Source organism: Microbulbifer maximicatervae (SeqCode), assembly GCF_052467695.1.
Genome location: NZ_CP174320.1, coordinates 538,873 through 558,365 on the forward strand (window position 1 = coordinate 538,873; position 19,493 = coordinate 558,365).

The 19,493-nt window shown below is 48.6% G+C and carries 9 protein-coding genes and 1 pseudogene; 6 read left to right on the top strand and 4 right to left on the bottom strand.

Annotated elements, in window-relative coordinates:
- The first annotated feature begins 64 nt into the window (after positions 1–64).
- From ACJJI8_RS02390 to ACJJI8_RS02410, 5 genes are all read left to right on the top strand, one after another.
- Positions 65–1,039 carry an MBL fold metallo-hydrolase gene (locus ACJJI8_RS02390; RefSeq protein ID WP_444934137.1) on the top strand — a complete coding sequence of 325 codons (975 nt, stop codon included), beginning with the start codon at positions 65–67 and terminating at the stop codon, positions 1,037–1,039.
- An 82-nt stretch (positions 1,040–1,121) separates the two neighbouring features.
- Positions 1,122–2,954 (top strand): amidohydrolase, encoded by a 1,833-nt coding sequence (locus ACJJI8_RS02395; RefSeq protein WP_444934138.1) that lies wholly within the window; start codon positions 1,122–1,124, stop codon positions 2,952–2,954.
- Positions 2,955–3,010: 56 nt separating this feature from the next.
- On the top strand, positions 3,011–4,234 hold the full coding sequence (locus ACJJI8_RS02400; RefSeq protein WP_444934139.1) for an MFS transporter: 1,224 nt from the start codon (positions 3,011–3,013) through the stop codon (positions 4,232–4,234).
- Between the two features lie 711 nt (positions 4,235–4,945).
- The gene (locus ACJJI8_RS02405; RefSeq protein WP_444934140.1) at positions 4,946–5,791 is read left to right on the top strand and encodes a pirin family protein; all 846 of its coding nucleotides are present in this window, start codon (positions 4,946–4,948) and stop codon (positions 5,789–5,791) included.
- 386 nt (positions 5,792–6,177) lie between these two features.
- Positions 6,178–6,396: a hypothetical protein gene (locus ACJJI8_RS02410; RefSeq protein ID WP_444934141.1), complete on the top strand. Its 219-nt coding sequence runs from the start codon at positions 6,178–6,180 to the stop codon at positions 6,394–6,396.
- Positions 6,397–6,733: 337 nt separating this feature from the next.
- Here ACJJI8_RS02410 and ACJJI8_RS02415 read toward each other — a convergent pair whose 3' ends face one another.
- The gene (locus tag ACJJI8_RS02415; RefSeq protein ID WP_444934142.1) at positions 6,734–6,865 is read right to left on the bottom strand and encodes a hypothetical protein; all 132 of its coding nucleotides are present in this window, start codon (positions 6,863–6,865) and stop codon (positions 6,734–6,736) included.
- Between ACJJI8_RS02415 and ACJJI8_RS02420 the strand changes: the two are divergent.
- Positions 6,812–7,086: pseudogene (locus ACJJI8_RS02420) on the top strand (type I restriction endonuclease subunit R); the annotation flags it as partial. The gene ACJJI8_RS02415 and the pseudogene ACJJI8_RS02420 sit on opposite strands and share 54 nt — an antisense overlap.
- 66 nt (positions 7,087–7,152) lie before the next feature.
- Here ACJJI8_RS02420 and ACJJI8_RS02425 read toward each other — a convergent pair.
- The 3 genes from ACJJI8_RS02425 to ACJJI8_RS02435 all read right to left on the bottom strand — a co-directional run bounded on the left by ACJJI8_RS02425 (position 7,153) and on the right by ACJJI8_RS02435 (position 19,482).
- Complete coding sequence (locus tag ACJJI8_RS02425) at positions 7,153–9,405, bottom strand: UvrD-helicase domain-containing protein (RefSeq protein WP_444934143.1); 2,253 nt, start codon at positions 9,403–9,405, stop codon at positions 7,153–7,155.
- Positions 9,402–15,779 carry a DEAD/DEAH box helicase gene (locus ACJJI8_RS02430; RefSeq protein WP_444934144.1) on the bottom strand — a complete coding sequence of 2,126 codons (6,378 nt, stop codon included), beginning with the start codon at positions 15,777–15,779 and terminating at the stop codon, positions 9,402–9,404. Before ACJJI8_RS02430 ends, ACJJI8_RS02425 begins: the two co-directional genes overlap by 4 nt.
- 133 nt (positions 15,780–15,912) lie before the next feature.
- A complete protein-coding gene (locus tag ACJJI8_RS02435; protein ID WP_444934145.1) occupies positions 15,913–19,482 on the bottom strand; it encodes an ATP-dependent DNA helicase in 3,570 nt (1,189 codons plus the stop codon).
- Between the last annotated feature and the right edge of the window lie 11 nt (positions 19,483–19,493).

Sequence of the window (19,493 nt, forward strand, 5' to 3'; positions counted from 1 at the left end):
GTAACTACTAAGCAAACATGATGTAGGATTTCTCGCGTTTTAATAATTACCGGAAATGTCTACAATGCTTAAATCCATTACTACACTGCTGGCTGGTGTAGCTTTTACTGTGAACGCGATTGCCCAAGAGCCCGTGTGGGATGGCAATACAGTCATCCTTGAATCTCAAAAGGTTTCAGATGGCATATATGCTGTAATACCTTCAGACGCCTCTGAAAAAGCTGGCAATGGCTATCCTATTGCAACAAGTGGCGGATTTGTTATCGGCGAAAACTCTGTTCTGGTGATAGAGTCAATGATAAATGAGCGCCTTGCCGAACAAATGATATCGTTGGTCAAGGCTGAAACAGATAAACCCATCAAGTATTTAGTTAATACAAGTTATCACGGTGATCACTCATATGGAAACTATGTTTTTCCAAGCAGTGTATCTATTATCCAGCATGAAAGTGCAAAGGATTATGTAGATAACTACTTCGAGCAAGATACTGCGTTCATGATTAGTAACTTCGGTGAAGGCAGGGGAATTGAGGATGTAATACCCAAAACCGGCGATATCTTAGTCCCCAAAAACGGAAGTATTTCTATTGATTTAGGAGGCAAAACTGTAGACATAGATGATTTTGGTTTTGCTCAAACTGGCGGCGATCTATTCGTCTCCGTTAAAGGAGAGAACATACTTTGGACAGGTAATCCCGTAGTCTCTACCAAACCTGCCTTACCTTGGCTGCTTGATGGCCATCTATTAGAAACATTAGCAACCATGAAATATGTATATGGAGCAATAAATGAATCTACATTAGTTATCCCTGGTCATGGCCCAATTACAAACCGTTCAGCAATAAAATGGCATATTGATTACTTGACTGCACTTAAAAATAAAGTGGAAAAGGCAATTGCAAGAGGACTATCCCTTGAGGAGACGGTTGAGAAAGTTCAACTGCCAAAATACCAAGGGTATGCCCTTCACGAGTGGGTTCACTCTGGATTGAATGTCCCCGCAGCATATAAAGAGCTTTCCTCTTCTAAAGTTAAATAACCCTCTGATCTCATTCCTCCATAAGCGCTTACTATACCTCCTGAGTAGGTAGGTAAGCGCTTTCAAATCTAAGAAATCTAGTATGTCATATTCAAAATATGTATGGCGAAAACGCCTAATCTTAATGGGTGCCGCCACGGTTTTGGCTGCATGTAAAAACGCAACCATCGCAAATGAGGGGGTGATAGAAAATTTCGACAGCGCCGTTTATGCGGATATGATCATTATAAATGCAAAGGTAACGACCCAAGATAAGAACAAGCCAGTTGCCCAGGCCATAGCGGTTAGAGACGGAAAGATTCTGGATGTAGACACCGATGAAATAATACATCAGTACAGAGGTAAAACGACTGAAGTTATTGATGCGAAGAATAGACGAGTTATACCGGGCTTGATCGACTCTCATTCACACTTCTTGCGTAGCGGATTAGCTTATACGAGGGAGTTACGTTGGGACGGTGTGCCCGATCTAAAGACAGCATTAAACATGTTATCGGAGCAAGCAAGTAGAACACCAAAAGGTGAATGGGTAAGAATTATAGGTGGCTGGTCTCCATGGCAATTCAAGGAAAAACGGTTGCCAACTATTGCTGAAATTAATAAGGCAGCTCCCGACACCCCAGTATATATCCAATATTTCTATAGTGTTGGAATGCTTAATCAAGTGGGTATGGATAAACTTGGAATCAACAGCAATACGGAAGATCCAAAGGGCGGAAAATTCGTACGTGACTCACATGGAACACCCACAGGGTTAATGCTAGCACAGCCACATCCTGGAATTTTTTACGGCAAGATCGCAGCTCTGCCAGACACTTCAGAAGAAGTAAAAGTAAATTCAACAATTCACTTATTTCACGAACTGGCAAAATTTGGTTTAACGTCTGTTATTGACGCTGGAGGTGGCGGGTTCGGTTATCCCGATGGATATAGTGTCGCAGAAAAACTGGCCACAGAAGGAAAACTACCACTGAGAACATCCTTCTATTTATTTGCACAGAATCCAGGGAAAGAGCTGGAAGACTACCACAATTGGACAAGGGGAAATAAAGCGGGGACAAACACTGACAGTACTAAAGAGCACGGCTTTGAAATTGATGGAGGAGGTGAGTATCTACTATGGAAAGCTGGAGACTTTGAAAATTTTAGATCCGACAGACCAGTGTTGGATGCCGATATGGAAAAAGATCTAACACCAATTATTGAGTTACTGGTAGAGCGTAGATGGCCATTTAGGATTCATGCAACCTATGATGAGTCAATTACCAGGATTCTAGACGTTATTGAAGACGTAAATAGCTATAAACCGCTACGCGGACTTCGATGGTCGATTGAACATGCCGAAACGATAGGCACGAATAATATCGAGCGTATAAAGTCACTTGGTGGCGGCGTTGCCATTCAAAGTCGTATGGTATTCCTTGGTGATGACTTTTCTGAGCGGTATGGAGCTGAAAAGGCAAAAGCTACACCTCCATTGAGATTGCTTGTCGATAAAGGTATCCCTATTGGTATGGGTACTGATGCCACACGGGGCTCAACCTTTAACCCTTGGGTAGGCCTACATTATTTAGTCACTGGTGAAACCGTCAGTGGCCGCAAGCTCTATGACTCATCAAATCTTTTAACGCGAGAAGAGGCGCTCAGACTTTATACAATTGGCAGTGCCTGGTTCTCAGGAGAAGAGCATATCAAAGGAAGGTTGTCTAAAGGACAATTAGCAGATTTTGCAATTTTGTCGAAAGATTACATGGAAGTCCCCCTGAAAGAAATCAAGTCAATCAGATCTGTACTAACTGTTGTAGATGGAGAGGTTGTATATGGAGATGGGGATTATCAGTCTTTATCACCAAAACTAGAGCCCCTTCTGCCTAGTTGGTCACCTGTAAAATTCTATGGCAGCTACTGGCCATAAATAGCTTCCACAGAAAGGCCACTTTAAGTAGTGGCCTTTATAAAGAGAGTTAAGCTTTGACTTCCCTTGCCCCATTCAAAAATAAACTGTTTTTGATAATTTGGACTGCAACATTAATCTCAAATACAGGAACATGGATTCATGAGATTGGTGCAAATTGGCTAATGATTTCACTAACCTCATCACCATTTTGGATCGCTATGGTTCAATCTGCAGCATCCTTACCTACACTATTTCTTGCGATTCCAGCTGGTGCCTTCGCAGATATTGTCGACAAGAAAAGATATTTAATAATATTACAAATATGGATGTTCCTGCTTACCTCCATACTATGCCTTCTTACTACAACCGGATCGAAATCAATTTTATCGTTACTCATATTAACTTTTTTAATTGGTATCGGAACCGCATTAATGGTGCCAGTCTGGTCTTCTATAACACCACTAATAGTAACCAAAGCAGACTTACCCCAATCCATAGCCCTAAATAGCATGGGAATTAATTTGGCAAGAGTGATTGGTCCAATACTCGGCGGAGTACTTTTGATCTATTTTAACCTGGAGGTACTTTTCGCTTTAAACGCTATTTCTTTCTTATGTGTCATAATGGCTCTTAGCTATTGGACACCGAATAGAAACGGCGCAACAAATCAACATAGTGAGAATTTCGTATCAGCAATAAAAAATAGCCTGAAATACATAAAGCGAGAATCAAAACTTCAATACGCACTGGTTCGAGCGTTGTCGTTTTTTATTTTTGCTAGTACTCTATGGGCGTTACTCCCCACTTTTTCATCTCAATTATATACAGACGATCCAAAAGCATACAGTTTATTAATGTCATTTTTAGGGCTCGGTGCGGTAAGTGCTGTGTTTTTCACCAATAAGCTCCGCACAATCTTTAAAGTAGATAATTTACTGTGTATCGCATCTATTGGCTATGCCACATCCATGTTATTACTGTCATTTCTAACCAGCTATATCCATGTATCAGTAGCAATGTTCACTGCGGGATTTTGCTGGTTACTCTTTTTATCTCCGCTTATTCTGGCTACTCAGGAAATGCTACCAAATTGGATAAGGGCAAGAGGAATGTCATTTTTTATGGCAACATATATGGGCGCTATGGCTATAGGAGGTATGCTCTGGGGAAAAATAGCTTCCTACGCAGGAATATCAAATACGCTGCTAATTGCTTCATGTTTTTTGCTTGTCGCAACAGTATTTGTAAGAAATCAGCTTGTAGGCCCTGCAGACCAGGAGGCCTTGAATATCCCCTAGCAGAGTAGACCTAAAACTCTTATTTTAATAACTTATGATACCAATAAGGAGCTCCCACTATAGCCTTGAAAAATCAACTGTCATTAAGCTTGAAAAAAGCAAACCCATAATAGCTATTCTCAAAGGCACAAAAAGCACCCATGGAAGGGATACAGGCTTTTAATCCCGATCGAGACAAAATACTCATAAATACCATAAAACTCTAATCCACAACCGCCAAAAAACCTAAAGACAAGCAACTCACTATAGTATTTATCACAAGAATAGTTGAGTCCAATACACATTAGTTTTCTAACTGTTATCTAATTTACCCTTCCTGGAAAGACAACTTAAAACTAATATAAGCCCACTTATTGGAACAATAAAACAGATACGACGTTGTAAACCGGCACCTCATTTTAACATCACCTCAAAATATAATGTTCCACTCTACTATTTTTGTATCAACATATCTAACAATGACTGTAATCCACTTAACCCAGCCAGCTTCCTCTGACCATTCTGATAAATCGAACGAATACATCTATATATTCATATTTTACCACTGTCGATATGGCTTTAAACTTCCCCACATGGGTCTTTATCTGAACTATGTTCGTCAATAGTCTTCCTTTGAAATTTAAAAGTGGAGCATGGATAGACACAATCAATCTGATGAAGCCTTTGATCCTACCCATCAACAACGAAACCGATTAATTCAAGGAATTTACTATGTCAAACGGTATTAGAGAATTAAAGTTCTCAACATCTGGTGAACAGGGTTCTGATGGAGCCGGAGTAAAGTTAACTCGCTTGATTGGGACACAAAACCTGGAAATGCTAGACCCCTTTCTTCTATTGGATTCATTCGAAAGTGACAACCCCAATGAATATATTGGAGGATTTCCAAACCATCCGCATAGAGGTTTTGAAACTGTAACTTACATGATAAATGGAAAAATTAGACATAAAGACAATATGGGAAATGAGGGCGTTATAGAGCCAAATGGCGTACAATGGATGACTGCAGGTAAAGGTGTCATACATTCGGAAATGCCTGAGCAAAAAGATGGATTGTTAAGGGGCCTTCAACTGTGGGTTAATTTGCCTAAAGATAAGAAAATGATAGATCCTGACTACCAGGAGTTTGAAGAAAGTCAAATTTCGTCTGAAGCAACTACAAAAGGCCAAAACATCAAAGTCATTGCAGGGACAACTAATTTAGGCACAGAAGGTGTTGTGGAAAATAGATACGTTTACCCCACCTATATTGATGTAACCTTGGCGCAAGACCATAAATTTGTACAGAATCTAGAAGAAACACATAATGCATTTATTTATGTAATTGAAGGTTCTCTAAATACGGGATCAAAGAAGTCAAAGTTGGTTGAGCGTCAACTAGGCATTTTAACAAAAGGAAGCCAAGTTTTAATCGAAGCCGGTGGTAAAGGTAGCCGCTTCATACTGGTTGCGGGGAAACCTCTAAATGAGCCGGTAGTTAGGGGCGGCCCTTTCGTAATGAATACAAAGGAAGAGCTTTTTCAAGCATTTTATGATTTTAATAATAACAAATTTTAGAATTATCAATTAGTTTTGCTGGCAAAGGGGGGAATATCCTAGATATATAACAATAAAAAGGGTACTTTTTAGAGGTCTGAAAAACCTGAAGTTGATTCTCTAAAGCTGACCGAGATATCACTAGAGGTGTTCTGTTAGATTTGGGTACAACATTTAAAGCTATCGATAGAGTTCGGAACCCAGCATTCGAGGAATTCATGCAATATTTTTATAGGCCGTAAAATAGCACAAGTACATGCCACTATATTAGGAGCTGACGAAATCAGAACATAAGGCCTACCTCAAGAAAAACCGCACCCACCATGAAGTACAGAGGTACCAATATATCAGCACTACGCACAAACCTTCCTTGCAGGATTACTGTGTTTTTAAATTAAGGTAAACTTATGAACGACCGGATAACAAAAGCGCTTAAGGATGCTGAAAAACGACTGGATGAGCTATTGCCTGATATAGAAAAGCGTCACAACGAATCAACCCAGAACAGTCTTGATGAACCAGACAACCTGAAAGAAGGTGTCGTAGACAACTTGGGAATCCCTAGAGTCGTAAAGAAACAATCCCAAATAGGTATCAATAGCCGAAGACAATTATGGAAACCCTAAACCTAAAACTCCCCCATTCCGATATAACCCTAATCCTGGACTCAATACGCCACTACCTAAATCATCACATTGAAACCCTTAATAAAAAGCCTGTCTGATTTACTCAACGACGCAGAGAACCTAAAGGGCATTGAAGAAAACTTGGCAGAACTATTCAGCGAAAAATTTGGTCCTTACTAGCATCAAGCCCAAAGACATTTGGATAGTTACAGATGCCCGCCACACTTATCCACCTGATACACACCTATTTCTGCTGCTAAACAACCATCCCCAAACTAACTCCCCCACTACATCCCCCTTAAGTCCATCCTGTGATAGATTTAGTCGCAATAATCATTCAAAAATCATAATAGGGCCCCATGGCCCAGCTGTAGGCCTGCATCATATGGATTAGAAGCAGCTTTCCGAAGCGGACATCATCACTAAATGCATCCTCCCTGCCATTGAGCAAGCCGGCTGGGATCGGCACAACCAGCTACGCCAAGAGGTAAAGCTAAAGCTGCGGGATGGCAAGGTTAAGGTGCGCGGGCAAGTAGGTGCGCGTAAAACCGTTAAATTAGCCAATATCGTCTCTACCTCAAACCAGGTATTCCGTTGGCCGTGATTGAGGCTAAAGCCAATAAGCACGAAGCCGGCAAAGGCATGCAACAGGTCCTCGACTTCGCCATACTGCTGGGTGCACCCTTTGTAATTGGCGGGTAGGATCATTTCCCTAGCAAACTGGGGGCGATTCACAAATTCCTAAGGAATCTCACACTACACCCCCTCGCTTTCGTTGCTGCCACTAGCACTCCGCAAGTACGGACTGGGTGTACCATGTGCCGAAATATAAAGCTTTCTGATAGCACGGGTCGCCGCCACATGGAGCAGTGCCCGCTCATTGAGATCCAGCTGGCGCATTTCCACCGGGTCGTCTGATGAGGAGGTCGCGTATTTCAGAGGGATAACCCCATCGTTGGCAGCGAGGATGAACATGTAGCGGAATTCCAGACCCTTTACTCGGTGCATGGTAGCAACACGGACACCGGGGATATTGCGGTTATCGTTCTGCTGCTTGAGCACAACTGCATCAATACCAGTACGTTTTAAAGCTTCCATAAACTGGTCACGCAGGCGCACGGTACGGGCCGTGATACAGATATCCCGAAGCTCCACTCCAGTTTCGGTCAACCCCTTGATTTTCTCTACCAGTGCGGTGCTCTCAGCCAGAAAGTCAGCGTAGCTCTGGATTTCTGGCTGAGCGCCTTGGATCAAGGAGCGGTAATCGTTGGAGGTGTCGGCATTACCGTCAAGATCATCCACTGGAGTGTTTTCCAGAACCGAAGTGGCAAACCGGCGAGTCTGTTCAGTAGTGCGGTAGTTGATACGGAGCTTCCGGCTACGCCCGACGATACGAATACCGCATTTGCCCATGACAGCCTTGCGACGATAGATACGTTGATGGCCATCACCCACAACGAAGATATCATCAGCCTGCTCCGGCACCAGCTTCCTGATCAGAGTCAATGCCTCAGGCCCCATATCCTGGGCTTCATCTACCACCACTGTGCGGTAAGGCAGATACACATTGGTGGAAGCCAGGATCTCTGCTGCATCTAATGTGGCATCCTCAAAGGTTCGCAACCCTTGACGCTGTAACCTCGCACGCACTTCTTCAAACACCGACCAGATATCGGCACGTTGTCTTCGACTCAGCGCTACACCACGGCCAGTCCGACTCGCTTTGAAGTACTCCATTTTTGTGGTTACGCGCTGAGGAAGAATGACTTTTTCCCACTCTTCCTTATAGAAAGAATCCGGCAATCCAAGGCTCGCCTCAGACAGCTGCAATGCCTCTTTCCAGATCGTCTTGTACTCACCATCGCGACTACCGTAGCGGTTGGAATCCAGGTACACGATATCGGATGGATATTTCTGCTTCTTCAGAAACTCGTTTACCCAACGGTCGATGTGCTTGACTTCAATGCGCTGCATCTCTTCTGCAGAGCAAATTTTCTTCAGGTTTGCTTCAATGTCCGTGGCCAAGTTGGCGGTGAAGGTAGTGAACAGAACTTTTTCATCGCTGCTCTGAAGTACATTTTTAACCAACCATTTGGCCCGGTGCATCGCAACCACGGTTTTACCGGTACCAGCGCCGCCCAGCACACGAACGGCGCCGTTCCAGTTACGATTGACCAAACGAGACTGAGACGGATGTAGAAATACCCGCCAGCGCTCCAATGGAGCCTCCAGCATCTCGATCAGTTCCAGCTCGTCTTCCACCACATGGAAGCTGCGCTGGCTTTCCGGGCGGTCCAGGGCTGCGGCGATGTCACTTGTATCGATGGCGTCGCTGCTCTGGCGAATATATTCGCTGTCGATTTCCTTCCACGGGGTACCGGCAGCCAGCAAGTAGAGTGCTTCAAATGCCTCTACCGGTAACCGATCTTCAATTTGCTCTAACTCTTCCTCAGTCCTTACAGTCTGCACGAGAGGCAGTAACTCAGTAGGCACCCCCACCTTGAGGCACTGTTCATCAGAGAGCGCCACCAGATACTGGTTTTCTACCGCTGTAGTAACTTCTGGCTGAACTTCCTGTAGAGATTCCTGCTCCGAGGGCTGCGACGCTTCGTGCACACTCTCGTAGGAAGACACGGGTTCCGGTTCGGCCGGCTCCGAAATAACCTCAGCGCTGGTAGCAAAGATCTGCAGAGACCCTGTATTGGGATTAATTTCACATTTATGCCGGCGCGCCCAGTCATAAGCCTCATCGTGTTTGTCTACCCACAACAGCAGGAACACATTGCCCGTATCGGGCTTCAGGATGATACCGCGGTAATTCTTGTCGATTCTTACAGACCGATAGTTGCCGTCCCTGCCATCGTTGATGGTCTCGTAATTGATACCCGGCGACTGAGGGTCCTGGCGGAATTTTGTTACAAACTCCATGACTTTTTTCTGCGCATTTTTGGGTACCTTGCTGAACGCCAGCATGAAGTCCTGAGAAATAGCTACCTTTACCTTACTCATTCTGAATCCCCCGCAGGCTCAATTTTCAACCACTTTGTGAGCTTCTCTAAGTCTGATTTTTCCAAAGCCGTAATTGTTCGCCAACCATTTGTAGCAAGCATGGAAGCAAAGTTTTCGTCTTCGTCGACAAACGCAATTTTCGCTTCGTGCCAAGCCCATTCAAGCTGTCCGAGCACTTCACCTTCGGCATTCTTCCAATCTATCCCCGTTTCAGGAGCGATGATGCCCTGTTGTGCAAGCACCTCCGCTTCTTTGGGATAGATTGTTAGCTCTAGAACTTCATTCCAGCTATCGTCGTAATCAGGCTCTGGCTCAGGAGCTTCTTTTGCTCTCCGGCGCTGCAATAGTTCATCCTGAATAGCGGTAGAGCCACTGGACTCGGCCATAAAGCAAAAGTCATTCAGGTGCTGGAATAAGTTAGTCGCAGCCCAATACTGCCTCCAGTTGGCTTCGAACTCATTCCCAGCGCGCTCCCGATCATCAATGGAGATAAACAAGGCAGCGCTCTGTATCAATTCGTCGAACTTACCCTTCAAGACGTAGATAGGCAGACTGGAAACAAAGCCGTTGACCGAAGCTCGCTCAGCTTTACCCACCCCCAAGACAGTTTCCCCTTCAACATGCTGATGGAACCAGGTTGGCGGCAGCCGGTGTTCGACTTCCGCCTGAAGTGACTGGCGCTGCCCAGAGTCTTGTACTGTAGCTAGGTTCAACGTGCAGAACTGCCGCGACAAGGCTATCCATCGATAGCGACCTGCGGTATCGCCATGGGCTGCCAGGTAATCCAGGAGCCATAAGAATGGCCCTTTTTGCAGTGCGCCGCTCATTTTCAGGAACGGCGGTCTATCCAGCCTCTCAGCCAGTTTGTCGAACATCGTCGCAGCCTGGGTATGCCCTGGTTGTAACAGCCACTCAATACAGGACGTATTCGCAGGTTGCCCTGGAGCAGGCAGGTCTTTCCAATTGAGACTCCACACCACAAAATTGCCCGAACGCATTACTGCCAGGCGCTTCTCGCTGTCATCTACACACTTGTCACGATGATATAAAAAACCATCCAGATATACGGCGATGGGCTTGATGCCATTACGATCACGCTGAGGCCAGAATACAAAGTCGGGGCGAGTGTTGATCGCCACACCCCTGTCCTGTCCCAGATTCACCTGAGGCTCAATTAGCCAGGTCATCACGTCGTCATCGTGCTCTACCGACAGGCTCCACCCGGGCTTGCCGTTTACTCTGGCAATCGAAAGTGCAGTGCCAGGCTGCGCGGTACCTAGCACTTCGATGAAGCGCTTCTCCAACTCGCTTTCGATCAGCACATTGAAGTCGACATTATCCAGCCCTTCGACTTCTTTGAGCTTATCGGCATTCTCCAGAATCCGTTGCAGCAACTCCTTTGCGGAATCGCGGGAGATTGACTCCAGATTACGGCTCTCACGATACGCATACAGGCATCGGTAACAGCCATCCTTTTCGGGGTCTTCATTGCAGCTACAGCGCACCAGCGTGTCGTAGCTGAGCTGTAGCATCTGCAACAGGTTCTGGGGCTCCCGCAGCAGTTCTTTAAGGTACCCGGTACCTCCAGGCACCCGGTCTAATATCACCAGGTAATGTTTGCGCTGGCTGCTGCCGCTCATATCCGGTAGCGGCTCAGAATAGGTTGTGATCTGCAGGTGACTTACATCGCCCTGGAAAAACTTCTGAAGCCCCAGATGCAATGCCGCCACTAAACTCTGCAGACGCACATCGGACGATACGACTTCTGCCAGCGGCAACAGTAGCCGAACAGCCTCAGATTCCAACTCCCGATACAGATAGAGCGCGCTGTGGAAATCGCTCTCTTTCTCTTCTGCACCAGGTTTGCTTAGCGGGCAGTTGAAGGCGTGGTGTTGTTTCGGGTTGCGGCGCCATTTTTTGACCTTGCCACAATGCTTACACAGCTTGAATCCTGGACGCTTCGCTACCTTGCCGGCGACTTCAATCTCCTGACCGTCATCCCCGAGCTTGCCAAAATTGACCTCGCGAAAGGTTGCACGACTCAGATATTCAAAACCGAAGGGCAGTGTGTCCTCGTCGATTCGATAAGCGGTTCGATTTGCTGATGGGGGAATATCGACCAATAGCTGGCGGTTGAAGAACACCGGCTCGCGCTGCTCGGAGTCATCGCCGATACGGCTTTCACGGTCGTTGGCATTGGCATATACCTGACGGAGCTTCAGCAAGGTCTGTTTCTGACTTACGTCAGGCCAGTAATTGCTGCCACAGCGTGGGCACGCGTTGTACTTATCGCCCGCTGCCAGGTTCTCCGCATAGTGACACTGATTGCACAGACGCCAGTTCTCCGCTGTAGACACAGCGAGGTCTACCTGATCTACCTGTACCTGACGCTGAAAGCCGTAAAACCGGCTTTCGGGAGCCAGCTCGCTGAGTGCTGACTGAGCCGGGCGGGTCAGTTCGAAGGTGAATTTTTCATACGGCTTATGATCGCCGCCATCCTTCTCTTTTTTCTGCGTCTTGCGGAAAATGACCGAGGTGAGCACGACACCTTCCTCCGGGAAGGCATAGTTAGGCAGCAGCCCCTCATCGGTAAAGAAATTCAGCGTCTGCTTGTGATTGATCGAGTAGATCAAACGGATCAAAGCACTCCGCTCCTGCTCCATGGCCTCGATCTCTTGCTCCGTCGCCTCATCCTTGGGCTTTTGTCGGAGCTTATCCAACTGTCGCTTAAGCTCCTTCTGCTGGTCTTTCAGGCTTTTGCGTTGTCTCATCATGTCGAACAGACGATTCAACAGACGGTGATTGATATCCGCCTCGCCATCGGCCCCATAAAGAAACGCCTTTAAGTGTTTTTCGCCGTCCTCATCAAAGCCATCAAACAGCGCCTTAAACTGCTGCAGTAGCTCCCCCCGGTGTCCTTCAATGTAGAGAATCAGGTTATAGGGGAAGCCCGATTTAACATCTGCTTCCAGGTTGTCCAGAATCAGCTTCAGGTTGCCAGGAATGGCACTCGCATCTATACCCGTTTGCACCCAGTGGTCGAAGCAAAACGCAATCAGCTGACGCTCCATTACGGCCATGGCAGCCAGGAAGATCCCCGGAGGCTGAACGTCGCCCGCCATCATTTCCAGCGGATCGGCATAGAAGTAGAGATCGTGCGCCTGTCCGTTGGATACCGCTACATTGATGGCATTGCCATCGGTACGGCCCGCACGGCCGATACGCTGCAGATAGTTGGCCTGCGCCGGGGGGACGCTGCACAACAGCACACTGGAGAGATCCCCAATATCAATACCCATTTCCATGGTGGGTGTGGCTGAAAGCAGGTTGATATCCCAGCGTTCTTTACCGTCTTTAAACGATCGCTCGATATTGTGGCGGATCTCTGAATCCAGAAGCCCAGTGTGCTCCGATGTAACCAGCCGCAGCGGTGCTTTCTGAATAGTGCTGCTGTGGCTGCAGGGCATCATGGAGCCATATTCGCCGTCACAGGTTGGCCGCTGGCAGGACACACCTTGCCAGGCATTGCCCTGCATCAGAGGCACTTGAACCCGGTGCCGGCACTTACAACAACTGAGCTCTGCCAGCTGCGTAACACAGGTCCAGCGCTCAGGGAGCAGCGACCAAACCTGCTCTCCGCGCACCTCATCCTCCCGCAAAATTTTGGCCGCGGTCAGAGCATTGAGCACGATCTGAAATGCCTGGCGCAGAGAAGCCGCGGCAAATTCACGACCATCTTTCGCCAGAGATTTAAGAAACCAGCGCTCGTACCAGGTGGCATTCTTCTTACCCAGTACAAACTCGAAGTTTTTGGACTGGCGCTCCATGGTGAGAAACGCCGGGGGCGGGGATGTCTTACCATAGGCCGGCATATACTGAATGCGGTTAATCAGGAACTCTTTGCCGCCTTCAAAAAGGTAGTGCTCCAGTACCGGATGAAAGAAGGCCCCTTTTACGCGCAGGTGCCACAACAGGCCTAGAACAAACTGCTGCACCTCCCCCTCGGAGATACCCTGCAGCTCTGCGATTTCCTCCGGTAAACGCAGCGCGGCCTGACTTACCGCCTCAGATACCGCTCCCATATTGGGCGCCACTGTAGCGTGGCCAGAGCGCTCTAGGGTTCTACCGATACGGCTGCCCAGGCCAAATTCCCGCAGTACTTCCCAGACCATTCGGCGCTCAACCCAGTAACCCGGAAGATCACTGTCTTTGGGCAGACGGCCGTCCTTGCGCAGCTCTTCCCAGTCCTGCAGCCACTCCAGGTTTGGCGCCAGGAAAGTGGCACAAAAGCCCGCATCCCCCAGCTGCTCGCGCCAGTAAGGTCCCAACTGCTGGGCCATCTGATCCAGCGGCATATTGTTAAAGCGCTGTTGCAAGGCCTGCAGCATGCCCTGGCGCATCACCTGGCGCCAGGTGCGGGCGCCGAAGAACCCAGCGCGGTGGGCGGCGTCCTGGACCGAATCCGAAAAGGCAATCAACTTGTGGTCATCGTTGTACACACTGCCAAACAACTTGCCAATCAGCACACTGCTAAGACTGGCTGCGCGGGAACCGACAATAGAAAGCCCGGCACTGGCACCGCAGCTGGGGCAGCTGTTATCGAATACCGTACGGGTTTCTTTGTTGCGCTCTGTTTGCTTGGTCATCTCCGGTATAACTACCCGGACAAAAGCGGTACCGGCACACTCAGGGCACTCCGCCTTGTCTTCGGTCACCAGATGTCCGCAACTACTACAAAGATTGCGGATCAGCTGTTTTTCCGGCTTATCCTCCGGCGCCAGAGGTACAAGTACACAGGTATCCGGTGAGCGGCCGAAGAAGGCGTTATAGATTTTGGGCAGGTCGGCATTCACACTGGGTTCGTTAGGGGCCCTCACCGATACCCAGGCGGTGGCATAGCACTCACGGCAGTGCACCGTCGGCAGGTGCAGAGGTTCCTTCGCATTCGGCAGATCATCGAAGAACTTAAACTGAGGCTCCGCATCCAGACTCGCCACCAGACGACGAAGCTCCTTCAACCAAAGCTGATAGCGCACCTGCAGGAAGGGTCCGGTTCCGATTTTTTCCGGCTGCGGCGCATCGGGCGCGCGCCAGCTGCGAGCGGTGGAGATCAATGCACAGAGGCTTTCGAGTAGTGCCCGCGCACCGGCTTCCGTGGTGCGGAAACTCGCCGCCCAGTTGGCAATCAGCGCCTGAGTGTCGGTTACCCCGCGACAATCCTTCAACAGCGAATGAAATACGTTGTGTGCCTTGAGCAGCTCCCCCAGCTGCACTTGGGCGCTGGCCCGATGCTGCTGATTGCGGCTTGCGAGCCCCGCCGGGGGAGTGGAGAACCACAATTGCGCATGGGCGCTGATAAAGTCGTCCACCGAGCTGTAGTTGTCTGCCGACATATTCAATACGGTTTCGGCGTCTGGCCGTCTTACCTCGGTAGCCACTTCCGGCAAAAACTCCTCGGCGGCCAGACGATCTTCGAGAATTACCGCACTGTCGTCCAGCTCTGTGGCAAACACCTTCTGAGCATATTCCACCAAGCGGCCTATGGACTCCTTACTGCCGATTGTGGCCGAGGTCCCCACACAGGCCATCTCCGGCCCCACATCCAGGCGGTGGCGCAGCCGACGAATCAGGCAGGCAAGATCGGTACCCTGAGCGCCATCAAAGGTGTGCAGCTCGTCCACAACCAGATAGCGCAGGGTGCCTAGGGTGTTATGACGCCATAAGGGCTGATCTTTTGGGCGGATCAGCAAGTAATCGAGCATTTTGTAGTTGGTGAGCAAAATATCCGGTGGTTCTGCGCGCAGCGTATCTTTGCAGCGGATAACGTTCTCCGGGCCCATCTCGTCTTCCGGGGAATCGTCGTTATCCCCCACAAACAGACCCACACGGACCCTGCCCCTCAGTTCGTCACGCTTATAGATCTCTTTGGCAAAACGCTTGGCCTGGTCCGTAGCCAGGGCATTCATGGGGTAGACGATGATCGTCTTGATACCCGCTTCGCCCGCCTGCGCACAGTGGTCCAGCACCGGCAACATGAAACACTCGGTTTTACCCGAGCCGGTACCAGTGGCAACGATGGTGGACTGGGGGAAATCGCCGCATAGGCGGCGGAAGGCAAGCAGTTGGTGTTGATACGGAGAAAAACCAGGATCGATCTTTACGAAAGGCAAGGTCTCATTCGGCCCGGCCGTTCGAAATGGCAAACCCAGACTCAGGTAGGGGCCTTTAAAGATCGACTTTGGCTCATACAGAAGGTCATCCATGGCACACCGGCCACTCTCCCGCAGAAAGCCCGGCGTAGTAGACGGAAATGTCGTCCGTAAAAACTCCCGAACGGCTTGCGCCAACTCCCCTGCAACCAGTGATGGCAGCACGTATAACTCCTTTTCCCTCTACACTACGTAAGCCAGTGCGAATTTTGGGCTGTTATTTTTCTTTGTTCTCTAATGGCTAGCTCAGAAGAACAATTTCTTGATAAACGCTTGATTGGTCAAATCTGGCCTACGTTTACCGGCTGACGAGCCCGGACAAAACGTTTAACGCCTCAGCGGAAAGTTCCTTGCCCTCCTGGGAGGTAACCAGACGTCCCGGGAAGTGTTTGTGATACCAGGCTTCCTTCTCGCTCCACGCCTGCTGATATTCCGGCAGATCCATCAAGCCGAGATGCTCCCAGTAGTACTCCTCACCCCGGTGCATAATGGTGAAATCCGGCAGATACATAGTGCCATCCGGCGCGCGCAAAGGCTTTTCATACCAAAAGGATATGTCCCTATCGTGCAGAATATTGGCGATAATCACCTCTGACTTGCTGCGCACCATATCTCCGGTCAGGGCACGGTGAATCTTGCCCGCCTCATACCATGAGGATTTATCCGCTATCGACGGATCGACCGGATTGAAGGAAAACATTGACGAGTTGATCGTCTTTAACGCTGAGTGTTCGGGGCGCATGGCATTCACCAGCGTCTCAACCGCCCCCTGAACAAATACCGTGCAGCGAACTTTTGCGCGTGTCAGCGCGGTGTAGATCAGCTCTTTAGCCTGGGAACCCCGGCTATTTTCGGGGAGAACAAAATAGACATGATCAAACTCACTCCCCTGAGATTTATGCACAGAAATGGCATAAGCCAATTCCAGATTTTCTTCTGGCCTGTCTCGACCGCCGAAATTTACACTAAGATGCTCTTTGCCCTTAAATTTGACAGAAAACTGGCTGAATCGATATCCCGGACTCTTAATCCCCTTCCACGAGCCGGTAGGCACCACAGTTCCGATCTCACCGTTGAAAGCTTCCAGGCGCTCCTTCTCTTTAGAGTGGAAATTATATCCATGCAGGGGCTTCGATGCCGTGCGATTCACCTTTTGAATCACCTTATCGAACATGGTTATGCCGTCTACATTGCCTTTCTTCAGCCAATAAGCACTTTTGAATTCCTGAATAGAAAGGTTAAGCCATTCCGTCCCATGGTTGGTTCCTCGCACTGGTGACAGAATTTGAAAAGCATTGATATTGTTTTTAAGCGTGCGCCCCCAGAGTTCCGCAGCGCTTAGATCTCGGTTCGTTTCATCCCGCAAATCCTTCGAAATTGTCTCGATAACCAAGTCTGGTAGTTTTTCGGGGTCTTCCCAATAGGCAATAGATAAATCTTCAGAGATATCTCCCGCTAAATGAAGATCCTGAATCAGTCGCTCACGTTCAGCTCCCTCTTCCGGCGATTCACCCTCTGCTCCCCTGACAGCATCATTAATAAATGTGCGGGCTAACCTTAGTAGTGCATCGCCTTTCCCGGAAACTCTGTTTTCCAGTTGTCGAAGGTTAATCTTAAGATCAACTAACTTATCAGGGTACTCATCCCTTAGGTAGGTCACGATATCTGCGTAGCATTTACCCACGCCAATCGGAGGCAGCTGGGCCGCATCACCCACTAAATAAAGCCGGGACACAGCATTCCAGTCAATAGCTCGGAATAGTGCCGCCATCAGTGACAAGTCAATCATGGAGGATTCATCAATAACGATATTCGCAATATCGTTAATCCGCTTTCCACCACTGCGCTTCAATGTCATGTTGGGATTTAGCCATCCATATTTCGCTAACAGCGAATGAATGGTAGCGATTTTTACATCATTAACTTCAGCACTGGCAAAGCTCTCACGCAGGCGATCTGTCGCCTTGCCTGTCGGCGCAATAATAGAAACGCTCGCACCTTCTCCATGCACAAAACGAATCGCTTTAATCACTGCAGAAAGAATAGTGGTCTTACCGGTACCGGCTCCGCCAGTAATCGCGCCCAAGTGTTTATTGAATATTTGAGCGCACGCACTTTGCTGAATCTCGACGGCTCCTTGATACTCAGACCTGCACTTTTCTGCCAGCACGCTCTCCTCACTAAAGAGTGCTTTTTGCCAGAAACCGGGAGAAACTGGCCGGGGTAGCGCAATATCGGGAGCCATCAAGAGGCCGTTTAATTGCTCCTCAACCAGACGTTCATCCTGCCAGACTTGCAGGTCGTAGAGATAACGCTGACCACCTTCTTCCCGCTGATAAATGGCTCCCGCATAAAAGTCCGAGTCAACTTTCAGATACTTCTCTGTAAGTAAATTCTGCTTCCATTCCGGTTGAGCAGCGAAACGTGCATTGACTTGCTGTAACAAAGCCTCTGCGGCAACGAAGGTTTGCTGACTATTCCCTCGGATTGTTTCCAGCAATAGAGCACGCAGGCGTTCAGGAGCGTCTTTGGAAAATCTCACCGGTGCTGGCAGCTCTGGAGAGGGCAACATACCGCGATCGATTATACTCCAGCGAATTTGATCCGTAACATCCATGCCGACATACTGCTCTGAAAGCAAGTAAGGGTTTGCTTCCACTTCCGCAAGGCTTGCGGATACCCCGACTTTAGCCCGGTCTTCGGCAAGAATGGCGTTCAACTGATCGAGCGAGAGAGAGCAACGTGCGAGCACATCAACCAATAGCGCTTCCGACTCTATCTTGAGCGCTATGCTTCTCCTCAGGCTTGGCAACTCTTCATCCAGAGGGTAATACCCAACCACATCATCCCGAGCACCAGCAATGAAAGCCTTGATCTCTCCTACAGCTTCCTGCTCCTTCCCGTCGTTAACCGCCTGTCGAAATCCGCTAACACCCTCATTCAATCCAAGGTATTGCAACACCGAAGGCATACCGGGATAGGCACCACGACTTTGCCAGAGTTCACCGATGAGTGACTCGAGCCACGCAATACGTTGCCCCCAGTTCTCGCTCTCATCCTGAAGATCTTCCCGAACAATTCTTGCGGCTTCAAGCAGCTGCTCCAACAGTCCTAATGCTTCGTCGTCACTGACATGTTTGGTGGCGTACTTACACAAGCCGCTGTTTTCTGGAACAACCACGAACTTGTTCAGCGTATCAGGGTCATTCAAATAACGATGATATGGTAAGCGAATCCCCTGCTCGGGATAGTGGCTCGTCACTCCCCGCTGCCAAATAAACCCCTTGTAACGCTCTAGTGTACGCTCCGAGCAGTTCTCGTAGTACATTACCGGCGCCACGGATTTAATTCGCGCTACACCGATCAATAAATAGGCTGGCGTTTCATCTGTACTTTTTGGGTTTGAATAATTCGCGTAATAAAAAACTAGACTCTTGTCAGCCTCGACAGGCTCGAAGTGCTCTTCCGCATACTTCAAGCGCTTGTCATAGTCGTAGCGGTTTCCCACCTTTAAATCTGGTTTGTTGTACATAGCCTCATAAGGCCAGGTACAAGCGGTTGCCGCAGGCAACTCCCAGTGGCGAATCTTGGTGTCATCATTAAAAAACGCAGGTGGTTCCGATGCCACCATGTTTGGGCGAATTGAAAATGCACTGGCGCTATACATGCAAGCAGGTGCTTTATCGAGTTCGGCGATCGGCCTCCCTGCATTTACCTTTTCCCACTCCAGATCTCTCTGTTCGCGGATCTGATCGCCAGGATAGGAGGCACACCCTACGCAATAGGTGTTTTGTTCCGGCTTCTCGCAAATACGGCCATTCCAACCATCATTATGCCAAGCCAAACGAAGGGTCAGGTGCGACGCCATCTCAATTCCTT